This window comes from Pseudomonas sp. A34-9 (assembly GCF_029543085.1).
Lineage (GTDB): Bacteria > Pseudomonadota > Gammaproteobacteria > Pseudomonadales > Pseudomonadaceae > Aquipseudomonas.
On sequence record NZ_CP119967.1, the window covers coordinates 665,358 to 682,112 of the forward strand.

At 59.8% G+C, this 16,755-nt stretch carries 16 protein-coding genes; 9 read left to right on the top strand and 7 right to left on the bottom strand.

The window, feature by feature from the left end:
- Positions 1–34: 34 nt before the first annotated feature.
- From P3G59_RS02850 to P3G59_RS02890, 9 genes are all read left to right on the top strand, one after another.
- Positions 35–1,525, top strand: a complete 1,491-nt coding sequence (locus P3G59_RS02850) for an aldehyde dehydrogenase family protein (RefSeq protein ID WP_099757852.1) — start codon at positions 35–37, stop codon at positions 1,523–1,525.
- A gap of 155 nt (positions 1,526–1,680) precedes the next feature.
- Positions 1,681–2,964, top strand: a complete 1,284-nt coding sequence (locus P3G59_RS02855; RefSeq protein WP_277760382.1) for an FAD-binding oxidoreductase — start codon at positions 1,681–1,683, stop codon at positions 2,962–2,964.
- Between the two features lie 368 nt (positions 2,965–3,332).
- Complete coding sequence (locus P3G59_RS02860) at positions 3,333–4,466, top strand: ABC transporter substrate-binding protein (RefSeq protein WP_064117213.1); 1,134 nt, start codon at positions 3,333–3,335, stop codon at positions 4,464–4,466.
- Positions 4,467–4,705: 239 nt separating this feature from the next.
- Complete coding sequence (locus tag P3G59_RS02865; protein WP_008078282.1) at positions 4,706–5,620, top strand: branched-chain amino acid ABC transporter permease; 915 nt, start codon at positions 4,706–4,708, stop codon at positions 5,618–5,620.
- A 3-nt stretch (positions 5,621–5,623) separates the two neighbouring features.
- A complete protein-coding gene (gene livM / locus P3G59_RS02870) occupies positions 5,624–6,925 on the top strand; it encodes a high-affinity branched-chain amino acid ABC transporter permease LivM (RefSeq protein WP_277760383.1) in 1,302 nt (433 codons plus the stop codon).
- Positions 6,922–7,794 carry an ATP-binding cassette domain-containing protein gene (locus P3G59_RS02875; RefSeq protein WP_034151617.1) on the top strand — a complete coding sequence of 291 codons (873 nt, stop codon included), beginning with the start codon at positions 6,922–6,924 and terminating at the stop codon, positions 7,792–7,794. Before livM ends, P3G59_RS02875 begins: the two co-directional genes overlap by 4 nt.
- Positions 7,791–8,507: an ABC transporter ATP-binding protein gene (locus P3G59_RS02880; protein WP_277760384.1), complete on the top strand. Its 717-nt coding sequence runs from the start codon at positions 7,791–7,793 to the stop codon at positions 8,505–8,507. The genes P3G59_RS02875 and P3G59_RS02880 overlap by 4 nt, the downstream gene beginning before the upstream one ends.
- An 840-nt stretch (positions 8,508–9,347) precedes the next feature.
- Positions 9,348–10,112 (top strand): SDR family oxidoreductase, encoded by a 765-nt coding sequence (locus P3G59_RS02885; RefSeq protein WP_277760385.1) that lies wholly within the window; start codon positions 9,348–9,350, stop codon positions 10,110–10,112.
- 175 nt (positions 10,113–10,287) lie between these two features.
- Positions 10,288–11,193, top strand: a complete 906-nt coding sequence (locus P3G59_RS02890; protein WP_277760386.1) for a cation diffusion facilitator family transporter — start codon at positions 10,288–10,290, stop codon at positions 11,191–11,193.
- A gap of 123 nt (positions 11,194–11,316) precedes the next feature.
- Here the strand turns inward: P3G59_RS02890 and P3G59_RS02895 are convergent, their stop codons facing one another.
- From P3G59_RS02895 to P3G59_RS02925, 7 genes are all read right to left on the bottom strand, one after another.
- Positions 11,317–12,450: an AGE family epimerase/isomerase gene (locus tag P3G59_RS02895; protein WP_277760387.1), complete on the bottom strand. Its 1,134-nt coding sequence runs from the start codon at positions 12,448–12,450 to the stop codon at positions 11,317–11,319.
- Positions 12,451–12,631: 181 nt separating this feature from the next.
- Positions 12,632–13,204 carry a HupE/UreJ family protein gene (locus P3G59_RS02900; protein ID WP_277760388.1) on the bottom strand — a complete coding sequence of 191 codons (573 nt, stop codon included), beginning with the start codon at positions 13,202–13,204 and terminating at the stop codon, positions 12,632–12,634.
- 27 nt (positions 13,205–13,231) lie between these two features.
- Positions 13,232–13,846, bottom strand: coding sequence for an urease accessory protein UreG (gene ureG / locus P3G59_RS02905; RefSeq protein WP_077570691.1), 615 nt, complete (start codon positions 13,844–13,846; stop codon positions 13,232–13,234).
- Positions 13,847–13,857: 11 nt separating this feature from the next.
- Positions 13,858–14,532 carry an urease accessory protein UreF gene (locus tag P3G59_RS02910; protein WP_277760389.1) on the bottom strand — a complete coding sequence of 225 codons (675 nt, stop codon included), beginning with the start codon at positions 14,530–14,532 and terminating at the stop codon, positions 13,858–13,860.
- Positions 14,529–15,029, bottom strand: coding sequence for an urease accessory protein UreE (ureE, locus tag P3G59_RS02915; protein ID WP_008087160.1), 501 nt, complete (start codon positions 15,027–15,029; stop codon positions 14,529–14,531). Before ureE ends, P3G59_RS02910 begins: the two co-directional genes overlap by 4 nt.
- Positions 15,030–15,331: 302 nt before the next feature.
- Positions 15,332–15,964 carry a TetR family transcriptional regulator gene (locus tag P3G59_RS02920; protein ID WP_277760390.1) on the bottom strand — a complete coding sequence of 211 codons (633 nt, stop codon included), beginning with the start codon at positions 15,962–15,964 and terminating at the stop codon, positions 15,332–15,334.
- A gap of 154 nt (positions 15,965–16,118) precedes the next feature.
- Positions 16,119–16,586 carry a hypothetical protein gene (locus tag P3G59_RS02925; protein ID WP_277760391.1) on the bottom strand — a complete coding sequence of 156 codons (468 nt, stop codon included), beginning with the start codon at positions 16,584–16,586 and terminating at the stop codon, positions 16,119–16,121.
- Between the last annotated feature and the right edge of the window lie 169 nt (positions 16,587–16,755).

Here is a 16,755-nt window from a genome sequence, read left to right on the forward strand (position 1 = left end):
GCACACATTCAGTTTTTCGCTTGAGGAGTGACCCATGGTTGCCGCATTGCTTGATCGTCTTGGTGTGAACCCGGCCCTGTACCAGAACGGCAAAGTGCCGGTGCATTCGCCCATCGACGGCAGCCGCATCGCCGCCGTGAACTGGGAAGGCCCGGCCGAAGTCGAGCAGCACATCAGTCGCGCAGATCATGCGTTCGAGCAATGGCGCAAGGTGCCAGCTCCGCGTCGTGGTGAGTTGGTGCGTCAATTCGGTGAAGTGTTGCGCGAATACAAGGCTGATCTCGGCGAGCTGGTTTCCTGGGAGGCGGGCAAGATCACTCAGGAAGGTCTGGGTGAAGTGCAGGAAATGATCGATATCTGCGATTTCGCCGTCGGCCTGTCCCGCCAGCTGTACGGTTTGACCATCGCTTCTGAGCGTCCGGGCCACCACATGCGTGAAACCTGGCATCCGCTGGGCGTGGTCGGCGTGATCAGCGCGTTCAACTTCCCGGTGGCGGTGTGGGCGTGGAATACCACGCTGGCACTGGTCTGCGGAAACCCGGTGGTGTGGAAACCATCTGAGAAAACCCCGCTGACCGCGTTGGCCTGCCAGGCGCTGTTTGATCGTGTGGTGAAGAATTTCAGCGATGCGCCGGCAAATCTTTGCCAAGTGATTATCGGTGGCCGCGATGCGGGTGAAGCGCTGGTCGATGACCCGCGTGTTGCCCTGATCAGCGCCACCGGCAGCACGCGCATGGGCCGCGAAGTGGCGCCGAAAGTCGCCGCACGTTTCGCCCGCAGCATTCTGGAACTGGGCGGCAACAACGCGATGATCCTCGGCCCGAGCGCCGATCTCGACATGGCGGTGCGCGCGATTCTGTTCAGCGCCGTCGGCACTGCCGGCCAGCGCTGCACCACCCTGCGTCGACTGATCGCCCATGAGTCGGTCAAAGAAGAAATCGTAACTCGCCTGAAAGCCGCGTACTCGAAAGTACGCATCGGCAACCCGCTGGAAGGCAATCTGGTCGGTCCGCTGATCGACAAGCACAGCTTCGAAAACATGCAGGATGCGCTGGAGCAGGCGTTGAGCGAGGGTGGCCGGGTGTTCGGCGGCAAGCGCCAGCTGGAAGATCAGTTCCCCAACGCCTACTACGTTTCGCCAGCGATTGTGGAAATGCCCGAGCAGAGTGATGTGGTGTGCAGCGAAACCTTCGCGCCGATTCTCTACGTGGTCGGTTACAGCGACTTCCAGGAAGCGCTACGCCTGAACAACGCCGTGCCGCAAGGTCTGTCCTCGTGCATCTTCACCACTGACGTGCGTGAAGCCGAGCAGTTCATGTCGGCGGTTGGCAGCGACTGTGGCATCGCCAACGTCAACATCGGCCCGAGTGGTGCAGAGATCGGTGGCGCGTTTGGTGGCGAGAAAGAGACCGGTGGCGGTCGTGAGTCCGGTTCGGACGCCTGGCGCGCGTACATGCGCCGGCAGACCAACACCGTGAACTACTCGCTCGAGTTGCCGCTGGCGCAGGGCATCACCTTCGACTGAGTGCTCCCGTCAAATGGAGATCCCCTGTGGGAGCGAGCCTGCTCGCGAATACGGTGGGTCAGTCGACATTGATGTTGGCTGATATACCGCTTTCGCGAGCAGGCTCGCTCCCACAGGGTATGCAGTGTTTGTTAGGTTTCTGTTGGAGTCTGGCAATGCCGTTACGCGAAGAATGTCTGTGGGAAAAGCTTACGCCGCAAAGGCCGGATAACACCGCGCTCAGGGGCGAAGTCAAAGTCGATGTCTGCGTGATCGGCGCCGGGTTCACCGGGCTGTCCGCTGCGCTGCATCTGTTGGAAAAAGGCAAAAGCGTCTGCGTGCTGGAAGCTCATCGCGCCGGTCACGGCGGCTCCGGGCGCAACGTCGGGCTGGTCAACGCCGGCATGTGGATTCCACCGGACGAGATCGAAGCCGGGTTTGGCGAAGCGGTCGGCAGTCAACTCAACCGCATGCTCGGGGCGGCGCCAGCGCTGGTCTTCAGCCTTGTGGATAAATACAACATTGATTGTCAGTTGCGCCGCGAAGGTACGCTGCACATGGCGCACAACGCCAAGGGCGAGGCGGATCTGCGCAGTCGCGAGCAGCAATGGAAGCGCCGTGGTGCGCCAGTCGAACTGCTGACCGGCAAGGCCTGCGAGCAAGCCACCGGCACGCAAAAAATCGCCGCTGCGTTGCTCGATCGTCGCGCCGGCACGCTCAACCCAATGGCTTATGTCACCGGGTTGGCCAACGCAGTGAGCGGACTCGGCGGGCAAATGTTCGATCATTCCCCCGTCACTCACCTTGAGCGTCAGGGCTCGAACTGGTCAGTGCAGACCGAGCACGGTTCAGTATTGGCCGAACAAGTGGTCATCGCCTCCAACGCCTACACCGAAGGCGACTGGACCGAACTCAAGCGCAACTTCTTCCCCGGTTATTACTACCAGGTCGCCTCGGTGCCGTTGACCGAAGACGCTGCACGGGAAATTCTTCCGGGCGGGCAGGGCTCGTGGGATACGCGGCAGGTGTTGAGCAGCATCCGCCGTGACAAAGAAGGGCGGTTATTGCTCGGCAGCCTGGGCAACGGCAATCAGAAACCGGCCTGGTTTCTCAAGGCCTGGGCCGATCGCGTGCAGCAGCATTATTTCCCCAGGCTGAAACCCGTCGAGTGGGAATGCACCTGGACCGGGCGTATCGCTTTTACCCCTGATCACCTCATGCGCCTGTTCGAACCGGCGCCAGGGCTGGTGGCCGTCACCGGCTACAACGGCCGTGGCGTCACCACCGGGACTGTGGTCGGCAAAGCCTTCGCCGATTACCTGTGTCACGGCGATCCTCAAACTTTGCCGATTCCCTTCGCACCGATGCAGCCCCTGGCCGGCGTGGGCTTGCGCAGTTGCCTGTACGAGGCCGGGTTCTCGCTGTATCACGCGGGCCAGTGCCTGCGCATCGTCATTTGAGTGTTGAAATATGTTGCCGGACGCGGCGCTTTTTCACGTAGCGACTAGCCTGTAATGGTGCGGGTTGTAGCAGTCCCGCACCAGCAGTGTGCAGTTCGGTGACGCGGGCTGTTACAGGCTGGTTGCACGTCGTTTGGCGCCGCGGTTGCAATGATGGCGCGTGCGGGTTGCGCCTGAAAAAATAAATGGTTTCACCTTCCGCGGTTTAGACGGTTGCACGCCCAATGAAAATGGGAACGAAACAGTCGAAATAACAAGAAAGCAGCGACTTTTTGAAGAATAAAAAACCGATGGCACGGCCCTTGCTCAGAGCATTCAGTGAAGTGAAGTCGCAGTGCCAACTAAAAAAAACCTTGGAGCACCACCTCATGTCCCAGACGTTTTACAAGAAAGGCTTTCTGGCCCTCGCAGTGGCTACTGCGTTGGGTGTTTCTGCGTTTGCTCAAGCTGATGTGAAAATCGGTGTAGCGGGTCCAATGACTGGCGCCAACGCGGCATTTGGCGAGCAGTACATGAAGGGTGCACAGGCGGCGGCTGACGCAGTCAACGCGGCAGGCGGCGTCAACGGGGAGAAAATCGTTCTGGTCAAGGGCGATGACGCCTGCGAACCGAAGCAGGCCGTGACGGTCGCCAAGGACCTGGTCAACCAGAAAGTCGCTGGCGTGGTCGGTCACTTCTGCTCTTCTTCCACCATTCCAGCCTCGGAAATCTACGACGAAGCCGGTGTGATCGCGATCACCCCAGGTTCGACCAACCCGCAAGTGACCGAGCGCGGCCTCAGCGCCATGTTCCGTATGTGCGGGCGTGACGATCAGCAGGGCATCGTCGCCGGCGATTACATCGTCGACGTGCTCAAAGGCAAAAAGGTTGCCGTGCTGCATGACAAGGACACCTACGGCCAGGGCCTGGCGGATGCCACCAAGGCTCAGCTTGAGAAGCGCGGCGTGAAGCCAGTGCTGTACGAAGGTCTGACCCGTGGCGAGAAAGACTTCAGCGCCGTGGTGACCAAAATCCGCGCCGCCGGTGCCGACGTCGTCTACTTCGGCGGCCTGCACCCGGAAGCCGGTCCGCTGGTCAAACAACTGCGTACCGAAGGCCTGAAAGACGTGAAGTTCATGTCTGACGACGGCATCGTGACCGACGAACTGGTCACCACGGCTGGCGGCCCGCAATACGTCGACGGCGTGCTGATGACCTTCGGCGCCGACCCGCGTCTGCTGCCGGAAAGTAAAACCGTCGTCGATGCCTTCCGCAAGGCCGGTACCGAGCCTGAAGGCTACACCCTGTACGCCTACGCTTCGGTGCAGACCCTGGCGGCCGCCTTCAATGGCGCCAAATCCAACAGTGGCGAGAAAGCCGCCGAGTGGCTTAAAGCCAATCCGGTGAAAACCGTCATGGGCGAGAAAGCCTGGGATAAGAAGGGCGACCTGAAAGTCTCCGACTACGTGGTGTACCAGTGGGACGCGACTGGCAAATATCACCAGCTGGAAAAACAGAAGTAAGGGCTGACGCGATCAGTTGATCCCACCAATCCAATGTGGGAGCGAGCCTGCTCGCGAGGACGGAATGACTGCCAACACATGTGTTGAATGATCGACCGCTTTCGCGAGCAGGCTCGCTCCCACAGGGACGGTGTGGGATGGGCTGATCGTGGCTGACATTGCTCCGACGTAAATCTGTATTTTTCCTAGAAGAACCGCACATCACAGGTGTGCAGGTTCTCACTGCGTGAGATTGCGTTATGGATGGTATTTTCCTGCAGCAACTGGTCAACGGCCTGACCCTCGGGTCGGTCTATGGCCTGATCGCCATCGGCTACACAATGGTCTACGGCATCATCGGCATGATCAACTTCGCCCACGGCGAGGTTTACATGATTTCTGCTTACCTGGCGGCAATCAGTCTGGCTCTGCTGGCGTACTTCGGTATTGAATCCTTCCCGCTGCTGATGCTCGGCACGCTGATCTTCACCATCGTCGTTACGGCGGTGTATGGCTGGGTCATTGAACGAGTCGCTTACAAACCCCTGCGCAACTCCACCCGACTGGCACCGCTGATCAGCGCCATCGGTATCTCCCTGATTCTGCAAAACTATGCCCAGATCAGCCAGGGCGCCCGTCAACAGGGTGTTCCGACGCTGCTGACCGGCGCCTGGCGCGTCGACATCGGTACCGGCTTCGTTCAGCTCACTTACACCAAGATCTTCATCCTGGTGGCCGCGTTCGTCGGCATGGGTCTGCTGACCTACGTGATCAAGTACACCAAGCTCGGCCGCATGTGCCGCGCCACTCAGCAAGACCGCAAAATGGCCTCGATTCTGGGGATCAACACCGACCGCGTCATCTCCTACGTGTTCATCATCGGTGCAGCCATGGCGGCATTGGCCGGCGTGCTGATTACCATGAACTACGGCACGTTCGACTTCTACGCCGGTTTCGTCATCGGCATTAAAGCCTTCACCGCTGCGGTACTCGGCGGGATTGGTTCGCTGCCGGGTGCGATGCTGGGCGGGATCATTCTCGGCATCTCCGAGTCGCTGTTCTCCGGCCTGGTCAACTCCGACTACAAAGACGTGTTCAGCTTCTCGCTGCTCGTACTTGTTCTGGTCTTCCGGCCGCAGGGCCTGTTGGGCCGTCCTCTTGTGTCGAAGGTGTAAGCGATGTCTTCAACCACTCAAAAAAGCATTGATATCAAAAAAAGCCTGGTTGAGGCGATTCTGGCCGGCCTGATTGCCCTGATTGTTTTCGGGCCGATTGTCGGCGTCGTACTCGAGGGTTACAGCTTCAATCTCGAGCCGACCCGCGTGGCGTGGCTTATCGGCATTGTCATGATCGGTCGCTTCGCCCTCAGCCTGTTCCTGCAAACGCCCAAGGGCCTGAAGATTCTCGATGGATTCGAGAGCACCGGTTCCGGTGTGCATGTGTTGCCGGCCGATCACAAATCACGTCTGCGCTGGATCATCCCGCTGTTGATTGTGCTGGCCGTCATCGTGCCGTTTGTCTCCAACTCCTATCTGCTGGGCGTGGTCATCCTCGGGTTGATCTATGTGCTGCTGGGGCTGGGATTGAACATCGTGGTCGGTCTGGCCGGCCTGCTCGACCTCGGTTACGTGGCGTTCTACGCCATCGGCGCCTACGGTCTGGCGCTCGGGTATCAATACCTCGGCCTGGGTTTCTGGACGGTGCTGCCGCTGGCGGCGATCACCGCAGGCCTAGCCGGTTGCATCCTCGGTTTCCCGGTGTTGCGCCTGCATGGCGACTATCTGGCAATCGTGACGCTGGGCTTCGGTGAAATCATTCGCCTGATCCTCAACAACTGGTTGTCGCTGACGGGCGGCCCGAACGGCATGCCGGCGCCGCTGCCGACGTTCTTCGGTCTGGAGTTCGGCAAACGGGCGAAGGATGGCGGGGTGCCGTTCCACGAGTTCTTCGGCATCGCCTACAACCCGGACGTGAAGTACTACTTCATCTACGCGGTGCTGTTCCTCGTGGTGTTGGCCGTGCTGTACATCAAGCATCGTCTGGTGAAAATGCCGGTCGGCCGCGCTTGGGAAGCTCTGCGTGAAGATGAAATCGCCTGCCGCTCGATGGGCCTCAACCACGTGCTGGTCAAGCTCTCGGCGTTCACTATCGGTGCATCGACGGCCGGTCTGGCCGGGGTGTTTTTCGCCACCTACCAGGGTTTCGTCAACCCGACCTCGTTCACTTTCTTCGAATCGGCGTTGATCCTCGCCATCGTCGTGCTCGGCGGCATGGGCTCGACCATCGGCGTGGTGATCGCCGCGTTCGTGTTGACCGTCGCCCCGGAATTGCTGCGCGGCTTCGCCGAATATCGCGTGCTGCTGTTCGGCATCCTGATGGTGTTGATGATGATCTGGCGACCACGCGGGCTGATCCGCATCAGCCGTACCGGGGTCACTCCACGCAAAGGTGCCATTCACTATGAGAGGACTGCGCCATGAGTGAAGTCGTACTCTCTGTTGAAAAACTGATGATGCATTTCGGTGGTATCAAGGCGTTGAGCGATGTCAGCCTGAAGGTCAAACGCAACTCGATCTTCGCCCTGATCGGCCCCAACGGCGCCGGCAAGACCACGGTGTTCAACTGCCTGACCGGGTTCTACAAAGCCTCCGGCGGCAAGATCGAACTCAACGTGCGCGGCCAGCAGACCAACGTCATCCAGTTACTGGGCGAGTCGTTCAAACCGACCGACTTCGTTTCGCCGAAATCTTTCCTCAGCCGTCTGTATTACAAGATGTTCGGCGGCACGCATTTGGTGAACCGTGCAGGCCTGGCGCGGACATTCCAGAACATTCGCCTGTTCAAGGAAATGTCGGTGCTGGAAAACCTGTTGGTGGCGCAGCACATGTGGGTCAACCGCAACATGCTCGCCGGTATTCTCAACACCAAGGGCTACCGCAAGGCGGAGAGCGACGCGCTGGACGTCGCGTTCTACTGGCTGGAAGTGGTTGATCTGGTCGACTGCGCCAACCGGCTCGCCGGTGAACTCTCGTATGGCCAGCAGCGCCGTCTGGAGATCGCCCGGGCCATGTGCACACGGCCGCAGATCATCTGCCTCGACGAGCCGGCCGCCGGCCTCAACCCTCAGGAAACCGAAGCGCTGAGCGCGATGATCCGTCTGCTGCGCGACGAGCATGATCTGACCGTGGTGCTGATCGAACACGACATGGGCATGGTAATGAGCATTTCCGACCACATCGTGGTACTGGACCACGGCATCGTCATCGCTGAGGGCGGGCCTGAAGCGATCCGTAACGATCCGAAGGTGATTGCCGCCTATCTGGGCGCCGACGAAGAGGAGCTGGTATGACCCAACCGATCCTCGAACTCAAAGACCTCGACGTGTTCTACGGACCGATCCAGGCGCTCAAGGGTGTTTCGCTGCAGATCAACGAGGGGGAAACCGTCAGCCTGATCGGCTCCAACGGCGCCGGCAAATCGACGCTGCTGATGTCGATCTTCGGCCAGCCACGGGCGGCGGGCGGGCAGATCCTTTATCAAGGCGTCGACATCACCCACAAGTCCTCGCACTACATCGCCTCCAACGGCATTGCGCAGTCGCCGGAAGGCCGGCGGGTGTTCCCCGACATGACCGTCGAGGAGAACCTGCTGATGGGCACCATCCCGATTGGCGACAAGTACGCCAAGGAGGACATGCAGCGCATGTTCGAACTGTTTCCACGGCTGGAGGAGCGGCGCACGCAACGGGCGATGACCATGTCCGGCGGTGAGCAGCAAATGCTCGCCATTGCCCGGGCGTTGATGAGCCGGCCGAAGTTGTTGTTGCTCGACGAGCCGAGCCTCGGGTTGGCGCCGATTGTGGTGAAGCAGATCTTCACAACCCTGCGCGAACTGGCAAAAACCGGCATGACGATTTTCCTCGTCGAGCAGAACGCCAACCATGCGCTGAAGCTGTCTGATCGCGCGTATGTGATGGTCAACGGCGAGATTCGCCTGACGGGGACGGGTAAAGAGCTGCTGGTGAACGAGGAGGTGCGTAACGCTTATCTGGGCGGGCACTGATTGTTCCTGCGTTATGCACAGCCCCGGCGACCCAGTCCCGGGGCTTTTTTACATCTAAAACCCGCCACAACTCCCCTGTAGGAGCTGCCGAAGGCTGCGATCTTTTGATCCTGCTTATAAAGACCAAAAGATCGCAGCCTTCGGCAGCTCCTACAGTGAATCACGCCCGAAGATCAAGTCGATTCCAGAATTGTGGAAAACAAATTCCCCAAGCTGCCAAAGCGCGACATATAGACGCTGCAAATGGCTGTTTTTCCACAGTTTTGACTTGTCCCCGGTTACTGTGGAGCCGGCTGTGAATAACGTGGGTGTATCTGGCTGCAGGCCATGTAAACCGTGGCCTGCAAGTGTGTGGTTGTTTTTTGATCAGACGTTTTTGCTGGAGTGGAAGGCGTCGTTGTCAACCTTTTTCTGGGCATCGTCTTGCAGGTAAATTCCTGGCGAAAGACCTGTGGATAAGTCTGTGATTAAACTCTGGAAAGACTGCGCTGAGGGCCGTAATTACTGGCCTCGCGCAATCACTGTGCTGACCGATCTGTCGTGCAAAATGCCATGTCCCGCACACCTGCCACTTCAGGGTCAAGCAAAAAACTTTCTATTTCGCCCGCAAAGCCTTGTGTGGCGCGGCTTTGCGCGTTTGCAGTTGCCCCCGGAAACTGTGGAAGGGACTGTGGATAACATGCGTGCACATGGCTACAGGCCACGCTGGCTATGGCGTTGGCGGTGTTGGTTGTTTTTTGCACACTTTGTGGGTGTTGCCCGTGCGTGCAGGGCCGGGCATGCTGCTGGCTGATTTTCTATTCCAAGGGCTGCCCCGGCGGCCGAAGCAAGGAGAACACGATGTCCAACACCCTGTTTATCACCGGCGCGACGTCCGGATTTGGTGAAGCCTGCGCCCGTCGTTTTGCCGAGGCTGGCTGGAAACTGGTGCTGACCGGCCGTCGTGAAGAACGCCTCAACGCGCTGTGCGCCGAATTGGCGAAACAGACCGAAGTGCACGGCCTGGTGCTCGACGTCCGTGATCGCAAGGCGATGGAGGAGGCGATTGCCAATCTGCCGCCGTCGTTCGCCAAGCTGCGTGGCCTGATCAACAATGCAGGTCTGGCGCTGGGCGTGGACCCGGCGCCGAAATGCGATCTGGACGATTGGGACACCATGGTCGACACCAACGTCAAAGGCCTGATGTACGCCACGCGCCTGCTGCTGCCGCGCCTGATCGCTCATGGCCGCGGCGCGGGTATCGTCAACCTTGGCTCCATCGCGGGCAACTATCCGTATCCGGGCAGTCATGTGTATGGCGCGACCAAAGCGTTCGTTAAACAGTTCTCGCTGAACCTGCGCTGCGACTTGCAGGGCACTGGCGTGCGGGTCAGCAACATTGAGCCGGGGTTGTGCGAAAGCGAGTTCTCGCTGGTGCGTTTTGCTGGCGATCAGGAGCGTTACAACGCGACTTACGCCGGTGCCGAGCCGATTCAGCCGCAGGACATCGCCGAAACGATTTTCTGGGTGATGAATGCACCGGCGCACATCAATATCAACAGCCTCGAGTTGATGCCGGTGAGCCAGACCTGGGCCGGGTTTGCGATCGAGCGTAACAAGGCTTAAGACCGGGTTGAGGCCATTCGCGAGCAGGCTCGCTCCCACATAGGAATGCATTGCAAAGTGGGAGCGAGCCTGCTCGCGAAGGGGGCAAATCGGCCAAAACAGGGCGATAAGGTAAACTCCCCTCGCAATAACCCAGCCGCACCCCGCGGTTTTCAAGGTTTTTCGAGGAGTCAAAGTGAGTAACCGAGGTGAGCAGGCACTGCTCAAACAATCGACCATTCTGATGTTGGCCGTGGCGATTGCCGGGATCGTCACCGGTTTTGTTTCAGGTTCCCAATCCATCCTGTTTGATGGTTTTTTCTCGTTGATCGCAACGTTCATCAAAGTCCTGATGCTGATCACCGCCAAGCTGATCGCCAAGCAAAGCAACCACCGTTTCCAGTTCGGTTTCTGGCACCTGGAGCCGATGGTGCTATTGATCGAAGGCAGTTTCCTGATGTTGATTGCGATCTACGCGTTTCTCAACGGCGTGTTTGGCATCATCAACGGGGGCCGTGACATCGAGTTGGGGCTTGTGATCATTTATGCGGCGGTGTTTACCGTGGTCGAATTCGCCTACTTCTTCTACGTCCGCCATCGTAACCGCAAGCTCAAATCCAGCCTGATCCAGTTCGACAACATCAGTTGGCTGGTGGACGCGATGCTGTCCGTGGGCCTGTTGATAAGTTTTCTCGCAGCGCTGCTGCTCAAGTCCCAGGGTTATGGCCAGTGGGCGGTGTATGTCGACCCGCTGATCCTGATCGTGCTGGCGCTGACCATGTTGCCGCCGGCGTTCAAGATCCTTGGCCCGGCGCTGCGCGATGTCTTGGGGATCGCGCCGGATACGCTGGATGAGCAGGTGCGTCAGGTGATGGAAGCGGCGAAAACCGAGCACGGTTTCGATGACTACGTGTCCTATGTGCAGAAGCACGGACGGGCGCGGTTTATCGAGATTCATGTGGTGTTGCCGGCCGATTATGCGCTGAGCAATGTCGGACAGCTGGATGCGTGGCGCGAAGAGATTTCCGCGAAGCTGGGCAAGCCGGATGCGGCGCGCTGGTTGACGATCAGCTTCACGGGCGACAAGAAGTGGATCGCCTGACGACCGCGTAACGGCCATTCGCGAGCAAGCTCGCTCCCACATTGGAAGTGCGCCGAACACACTATTTGTGAACGGCACAAATCAACTGTGGGAGCGAGCTTGCTCGCGAAAGCGATCTATAAGTCAGCGAAGATATTCAGCCAGCCCGTGGTAGCAAGTCGCCAAGTGATACGGCGTCGTCGAAGGCATGTCCTTGCGGCTGACTTCGCCTTGTTCATCACGACACTCATGCCAGCCCCCGGCATGCAGAAAGCGCTGCTGCAACGCCTGCAACTGGCGCAGCACTACCGCTTCACAGCCCTGACGCAAGGTCAGCGCGCGCAGATATTCCGCCTGGGCCCAGATCCGTTGGGTCGAGTCTCGCGGGCGTCCATCCGTTTCCAGATCGAGCATCGCGCGCACGGCGCCGGATGACTGCACCACGCCGAATTGCTCGGTGAACGCAAACGCCCGGTCCAGCGCCCCATGCAGTTTCGAGCCACGCAGCAGCGCCGATGACTGCAGCAGAAAATACCATTCGAACTGATGCCCCGGCTCATACCAGTTATTCACAGCTCCGAGCGGTTTCTCCATCAACACGCCATGCTGCGGATCGACGAAGTGCTTGTGCATGGCTGTGCATAACTCCAGCAGTGCTTTCTGCGTCTGGGCATCTTCGCGCACGGCAAGGGTGGCGAGAAATGCTTCAGCCAAGTGCATCAGCGGGTTTTGCAGTGGGCCGGTTTGCAGGGTGATCCAGTTGCGCTCCAGGCAGGCTTCGTACAAACCATCACCGGTCGCAAAGCGCCGGCCAATGATTTCCAGCGCTGCATTCAACGTCGACTCCGCCAATGGATCAGCGGACTTTTCCCAGTAATGCGCGCAGGCAAACAGGATGAACGCGTGGGTGTAGAGATCCTTGCGCTGATCCAGCGGCTTGCCCTGCGCATCGATGCTGTAGAACCAGCCACCGTGCTCGGCATCATGAAAGTGCCGTTGCAAGGAGCGGAACAGCGCCGCTGCGCGCACATCAGCGTTATCCACAACCCCGATCAGGCTGGAGAACAGATACAACTGCCGTGCGCAGGCCATCGCTCGATAACGTTGTGGTGGCAGTGGTTGGTGCGTGGCGTCCAGCGCCTCATAGGGCAACGCCATGTCGGCGTTCCAGCCCGGGCCTTGCCAGAGCGGCACGATCACGTTGACGAAGTGCTGCTGCACAGCGCCGAACAGGGCGGTCAATTCGGGCAGGGAGGTGGAGCGGGAAGCGTGGGGCATGGGCGGACGTCGTCACGGCTGGGGCGATTGCGCGACATGGTAGCAGAGAGACCGGCCTGAGCGATGTGGTGTCTGTCAGACCGCCTTCGCGAGCAGGCTCGCTCCCACAGGTTCTGTGTACGCCACAAATCCAATGTGGGAGCGAGCCTGCTCGCGAAGAGGCCAGTTCAGACAATAAAAACTAGCCTGCCAGCAGCCAAGCGCCTGTGACTGCCGAAGCAGCACCTGCAAGACGCACCAACGGTGCCGCCGCCTGAGGCAGGAAACGCACCACGCTATAACCCGCCGCATGCAGTGCAGCCGTCGCGACGACGAAACCCGCCGCATATGCCCACGGACTGCTCATGTCCGGCAGCTCCAGCCCATGCGCCACACCGTGGAACAACGCAAAAACCGCCGTCGCTACCACCGCCATGACCAACGGCGGCCGCACCGCCAGCGCTACCGCCAGACCCAACGCCAGCACCGACGCGGCAATCCCGCTTTCCAGCGCCGGCAATTCCAGCCCTTCAAAGCCGAGCATGCCGCCAATCAGCATGGTGCCGACAAACGTGCAGGGCAGCGCCCAGCGCGCGGCGCCTTGTTGCTGGGCGGCCCACAGACCGACTGCCACCATCGCCAGCAAATGGTCGAGGCCGCCGATCGGGTGGCTGATGCCGGCGATCAGACCGCTGTCGCCATGCCCCGGGTGAGCGAAGGCCAATGCCGGCGTCAGCAGCAGCGCCACGGCGCCAAGAATACGTTTGAGTGTCATGGATAAGCTTCCTTGTTGAGCAGTGAATCAGGCTGCGGTCAGCAGGCCCTGGCGTTCGATGAAGGCGATGATTTGCTCAAGGCCCTGACCGGTTTTCTGGTTGCTGAAGACGAACGGTTTGCCGTTGCGCATGCGTTGTGTGTCGCTATCCATCATCTCCAGCGAGGCGCCAACCAGCGGCGCCAGGTCGATCTTGTTGATCACCAGCAGATCGGATTTGCAGATCCCCGGCCCGCCCTTGCGCGGCAGCTTGTCGCCGGCCGAGACGTCGATCACGTAGATAGTCAGGTCGGACAGTTCCGGGCTGAACGTCGCCGAGAGGTTGTCACCACCGGACTCCACCAGAATCAGATCCAGCCCCGGAAAGCGCCGGTTCAGTTGATCGACCGCTTCCAGGTTGATCGAGGCGTCTTCGCGGATCGCCGTGTGCGGGCAGCCACCGGTTTCCACGCCGATGATCCGCTCCGGTGCGAGGGCTTCGTTGCGCACGAGAAAATCAGCGTCTTCGCGGGTGTAGATGTCGTTGGTGACCACGGCGAGGTTGTAGCGCTCGCGCAGCGCCAGGCACAGGGCCAGGGTCAGCGCAGTTTTGCCGGAACCGACCGGGCCGCCGATGCCGACGCGCAGAGGTTGAGTGTTCATGGTTGTTTCTCCTAAGAGCGAAAGAGCCGGCTGTACTGGCGCTCATGGGCCATGCACGCCAGGGACAGGCCGAACGCAGCGCTGCCCATGTGGTCGGGATTGATTCGGCTGGCGTCCTGCTGCGCTTGTTGCAGCAGCGGCAGCAGTTCGCTGGTCAGGCGCTGGGCGGCTTGCTGGCCCAGCGGCAGGGTTTTCATCAGCACCGCGAGCTGGTTCTCCAGCCAGCTCCACAGCCATGCGGCGAGGGCGTCTTGCGGGCTGATGCTCCAGGCGCGGGCGGCCAGCGCCCAGCACAGGGCCAGATGCGGTTCAGGGCATTGATCGAGAAAGGTGCGGGCGGGCGCGTCGAGTTCCGGCAAACCATTAAGCAATTGCTGCAACGAATAGCCCATCTGCCGGCTCTCCAGATGCAACTCGCGAGTTTCGCGGCTGGCGCGGTGGCTTTCGCACAGAATCTGCAGCTCGGCCCATTGTTCATCGGCAGCGGCCTGGCAGTGCGCGAGCAGCAGCGGCGCTTCAAAGCGGGCGAGGTTGAGCAGCAACTGATCGCTGATCCAGCGGCGCGCACTGTCGGGATTGTTCACGCGGCCATTATCCACCGCCATTTCCAGGCCTTGCGAATAGCTGTAGCCGCCAATCGGCAATTGCGGACTGGCCAGGCGCAGCAGCGCCCAGGCCGGATTCACAGGCGTACGCCGAACTGATGGAGTTTCGGCGCGTAGTTGAAGTCTTCGTCGCCGTGGCGGGAATGGTGATGGCCGCCGCCGTAGGCACCGTGTTCCGGCTGGAAAGGTGCTTCAATGGCTTCGACCTGCGCGCCGAGTTGTTCGAGCATGGCCTTGAGCACGTAATCGTCGAGCAGACGCAGCCAGCCATCACCGACTTGCAGGGCGACGTGGCGGTTACCCAAGTGATAAGCCGCGCGGGTCAGTTCGAAGGCGTTGGCGCAGGTGACGTGCAGCAATTGCTCGGGGCGGGCGCAGACGCGGACGATGCGGCCGTCTTCAGCCTGCAGGCACTCGCCGTCATACAGCGGCGGCTGACCGCGCTCCAAAAACAACCCGACGTCTTCGCCCTCGGCACTGAAACAGCGCAAACGGCTTTTGCTCCGCGCTTCGAAGGTCAGGTGCAACTCGGCGGCCCAGACGGGTTGAGGGTCGATTCTGCGGTGAATCACCAGCATCGGAAAACTTCCAGCTATGGACAATGATTGGGTTAGAGCAAGGGGCTTGCCAATCGGACGAGATGTAGGAAATCCCTGTCGGAGCGTAGTGGATGTTTCAAGATGTTGCGGGAATATGGAATGTTTTGGTGCGTGAAGATTTTTTAATGCACCAAATGGAGGCTGTGACGCTGAGCCAAATGTGGGAGCGAGCTTGCTCGCGAATGCGGTGGGTCAGCGATATGGATGCTGGCTGACACGACGCCTTCGCGAGCAAGCTCGCTCCCACAGGGAACTGGTGCGTATCAGTAATGGAAGGGGAGTTACTCGGTACTGCCCAGCCCTTGCCAGTGCTTGAGGCCAATAAAGATGAAGCGCAGCTGCTGGGTGATTTTCGCCTGTGGCGTCAGATGTTCGGGCAAGGCTTCGGCGGGCGGATCGATGATGTCCGGCAGGGTGGCAAACACCGATTTGACGATCAGGTCAGCCATGACACTCAAGCCAGCGGTATCCAGATGCTGAAGCTTGGGCATCATGGTCAGGTCGGCAGCGAGGTCGGAGCTGATGTTTTCGCGCAAGCGTCCGATCGCCTGACGCACCGGCAGCGAACCGCCGTACTGCTCGCGCGCAAGAAACAGGAATTGCGAGCGATTGGCGCTGACCACGTCGAGGAATATCCGCACCGAGGCATCGATGATGCCGCCCATGACGAATTCGTTGTGACGCACCAAACGGATGGTTTCGCGAAAGGTCTGGCCAACTTCACTGACCAATACCAGGCCCAGCTCATCCATATCGGCAAAATGCCGGTAGAAACCGGTGGGTACGATCCCGGCGGTTTTGGTCACTTCGCGCAGGCTCAGGCTGCCGAATCCTCGGCCGCTTTCCATCAGGTGGCGGGCAGCGTCCATCAAGGCGTTGCGGGTCTGTTGCTTCTGTTCGGCGCGGGGCAGCATCGCAGGGTGTGTTCTTTGGCAGGACAAGCGCCGCACTCTAGCAAATCGGCTTTGTCGGCGTCGAACGGGAGGACATGCAGCAGAAGATTTCACCGGCCAGAAAAGTCAAAAGCCCAATCCGGTGATTGGGCTTTTTTTCGCGGCCGCCATGGGCTTAGCTCAAGGCACTGTTGCGTTCGATTACGCGGTCACCACCACCTTCGGCAAGGGTTTGACCTTGTGGAGTACGGTCGCCGCCGTCAGAAGCGAGGGTTTGACCTTGTGGAGTACGGTCGCCGCCGTCGGAAGCGAGGGTTTGACCTTGTGGGGTACGGTCGCCGCCGTCAGCTGCAAGGGTCTGGCCTTGTGGAGTGCGTTCGCTACCGTCAGACGCCAGAGTTTGACCTTGTGGAGTCTTGTCGTAGCCGTCTTGAACCAGACCTTTCTCTTCCAGGCGATCACGGCCGCCTTCAGCCAGGGTCTGGCCTTGTGGAGTACGGTCCGAGCCATCGGCTGCTACGGTTTGGCTGAATACCGAGTGGCTGGATTTCACTTGCGGGGTAGCCTGGTCGGCAGCGGGCAGGGCAAAAGCAGTGCTGGCTAGCATCGACAGGGTAAGGCTGAGCAGTAATTGGCGTTTCATGATGGGTTGCTCCTTGGGAGGGCGATAAAGTGGGTACGAGGGCAATGCTACTCTCGATAAGTCGATATAAAAGTTCATAAACGCAATGGTAATAATCAACAGAATTGATTGTTCTGCCGGAAGGCTCTAGATCGCGGCTTTCCGGGCGACGGTTTTGCACCGGGGTGGG

Coding starts and splice junctions, on each gene's coding strand:
- P3G59_RS02850 (WP_099757852.1), top strand. CDS start 35: ATGGTTGCCGCATTGCTTGATCGTCTTGGTGTGAACCCGGCCCTGTAC.
- P3G59_RS02855 (WP_277760382.1), top strand. CDS start 1,681: ATGCCGTTACGCGAAGAATGTCTGTGGGAAAAGCTTACGCCGCAAAGG.
- P3G59_RS02860 (WP_064117213.1), top strand. CDS start 3,333: ATGTCCCAGACGTTTTACAAGAAAGGCTTTCTGGCCCTCGCAGTGGCT.
- P3G59_RS02865 (WP_008078282.1), top strand. CDS start 4,706: ATGGATGGTATTTTCCTGCAGCAACTGGTCAACGGCCTGACCCTCGGG.
- livM (WP_277760383.1), top strand. CDS start 5,624: ATGTCTTCAACCACTCAAAAAAGCATTGATATCAAAAAAAGCCTGGTT.
- P3G59_RS02875 (WP_034151617.1), top strand. CDS start 6,922: ATGAGTGAAGTCGTACTCTCTGTTGAAAAACTGATGATGCATTTCGGT.
- P3G59_RS02880 (WP_277760384.1), top strand. CDS start 7,791: ATGACCCAACCGATCCTCGAACTCAAAGACCTCGACGTGTTCTACGGA.
- P3G59_RS02885 (WP_277760385.1), top strand. CDS start 9,348: ATGTCCAACACCCTGTTTATCACCGGCGCGACGTCCGGATTTGGTGAA.
- P3G59_RS02895 (WP_277760387.1), bottom strand. CDS start 12,450: ATGCCCCACGCTTCCCGCTCCACCTCCCTGCCCGAATTGACCGCCCTG.
- P3G59_RS02900 (WP_277760388.1), bottom strand. CDS start 13,204: ATGACACTCAAACGTATTCTTGGCGCCGTGGCGCTGCTGCTGACGCCG.
- ureG (WP_077570691.1), bottom strand. CDS start 13,846: ATGAACACTCAACCTCTGCGCGTCGGCATCGGCGGCCCGGTCGGTTCC.
- ureE (WP_008087160.1), bottom strand. CDS start 15,029: ATGCTGGTGATTCACCGCAGAATCGACCCTCAACCCGTCTGGGCCGCC.
- P3G59_RS02920 (WP_277760390.1), bottom strand. CDS start 15,964: ATGCTGCCCCGCGCCGAACAGAAGCAACAGACCCGCAACGCCTTGATG.
- P3G59_RS02925 (WP_277760391.1), bottom strand. CDS start 16,586: ATGAAACGCCAATTACTGCTCAGCCTTACCCTGTCGATGCTAGCCAGC.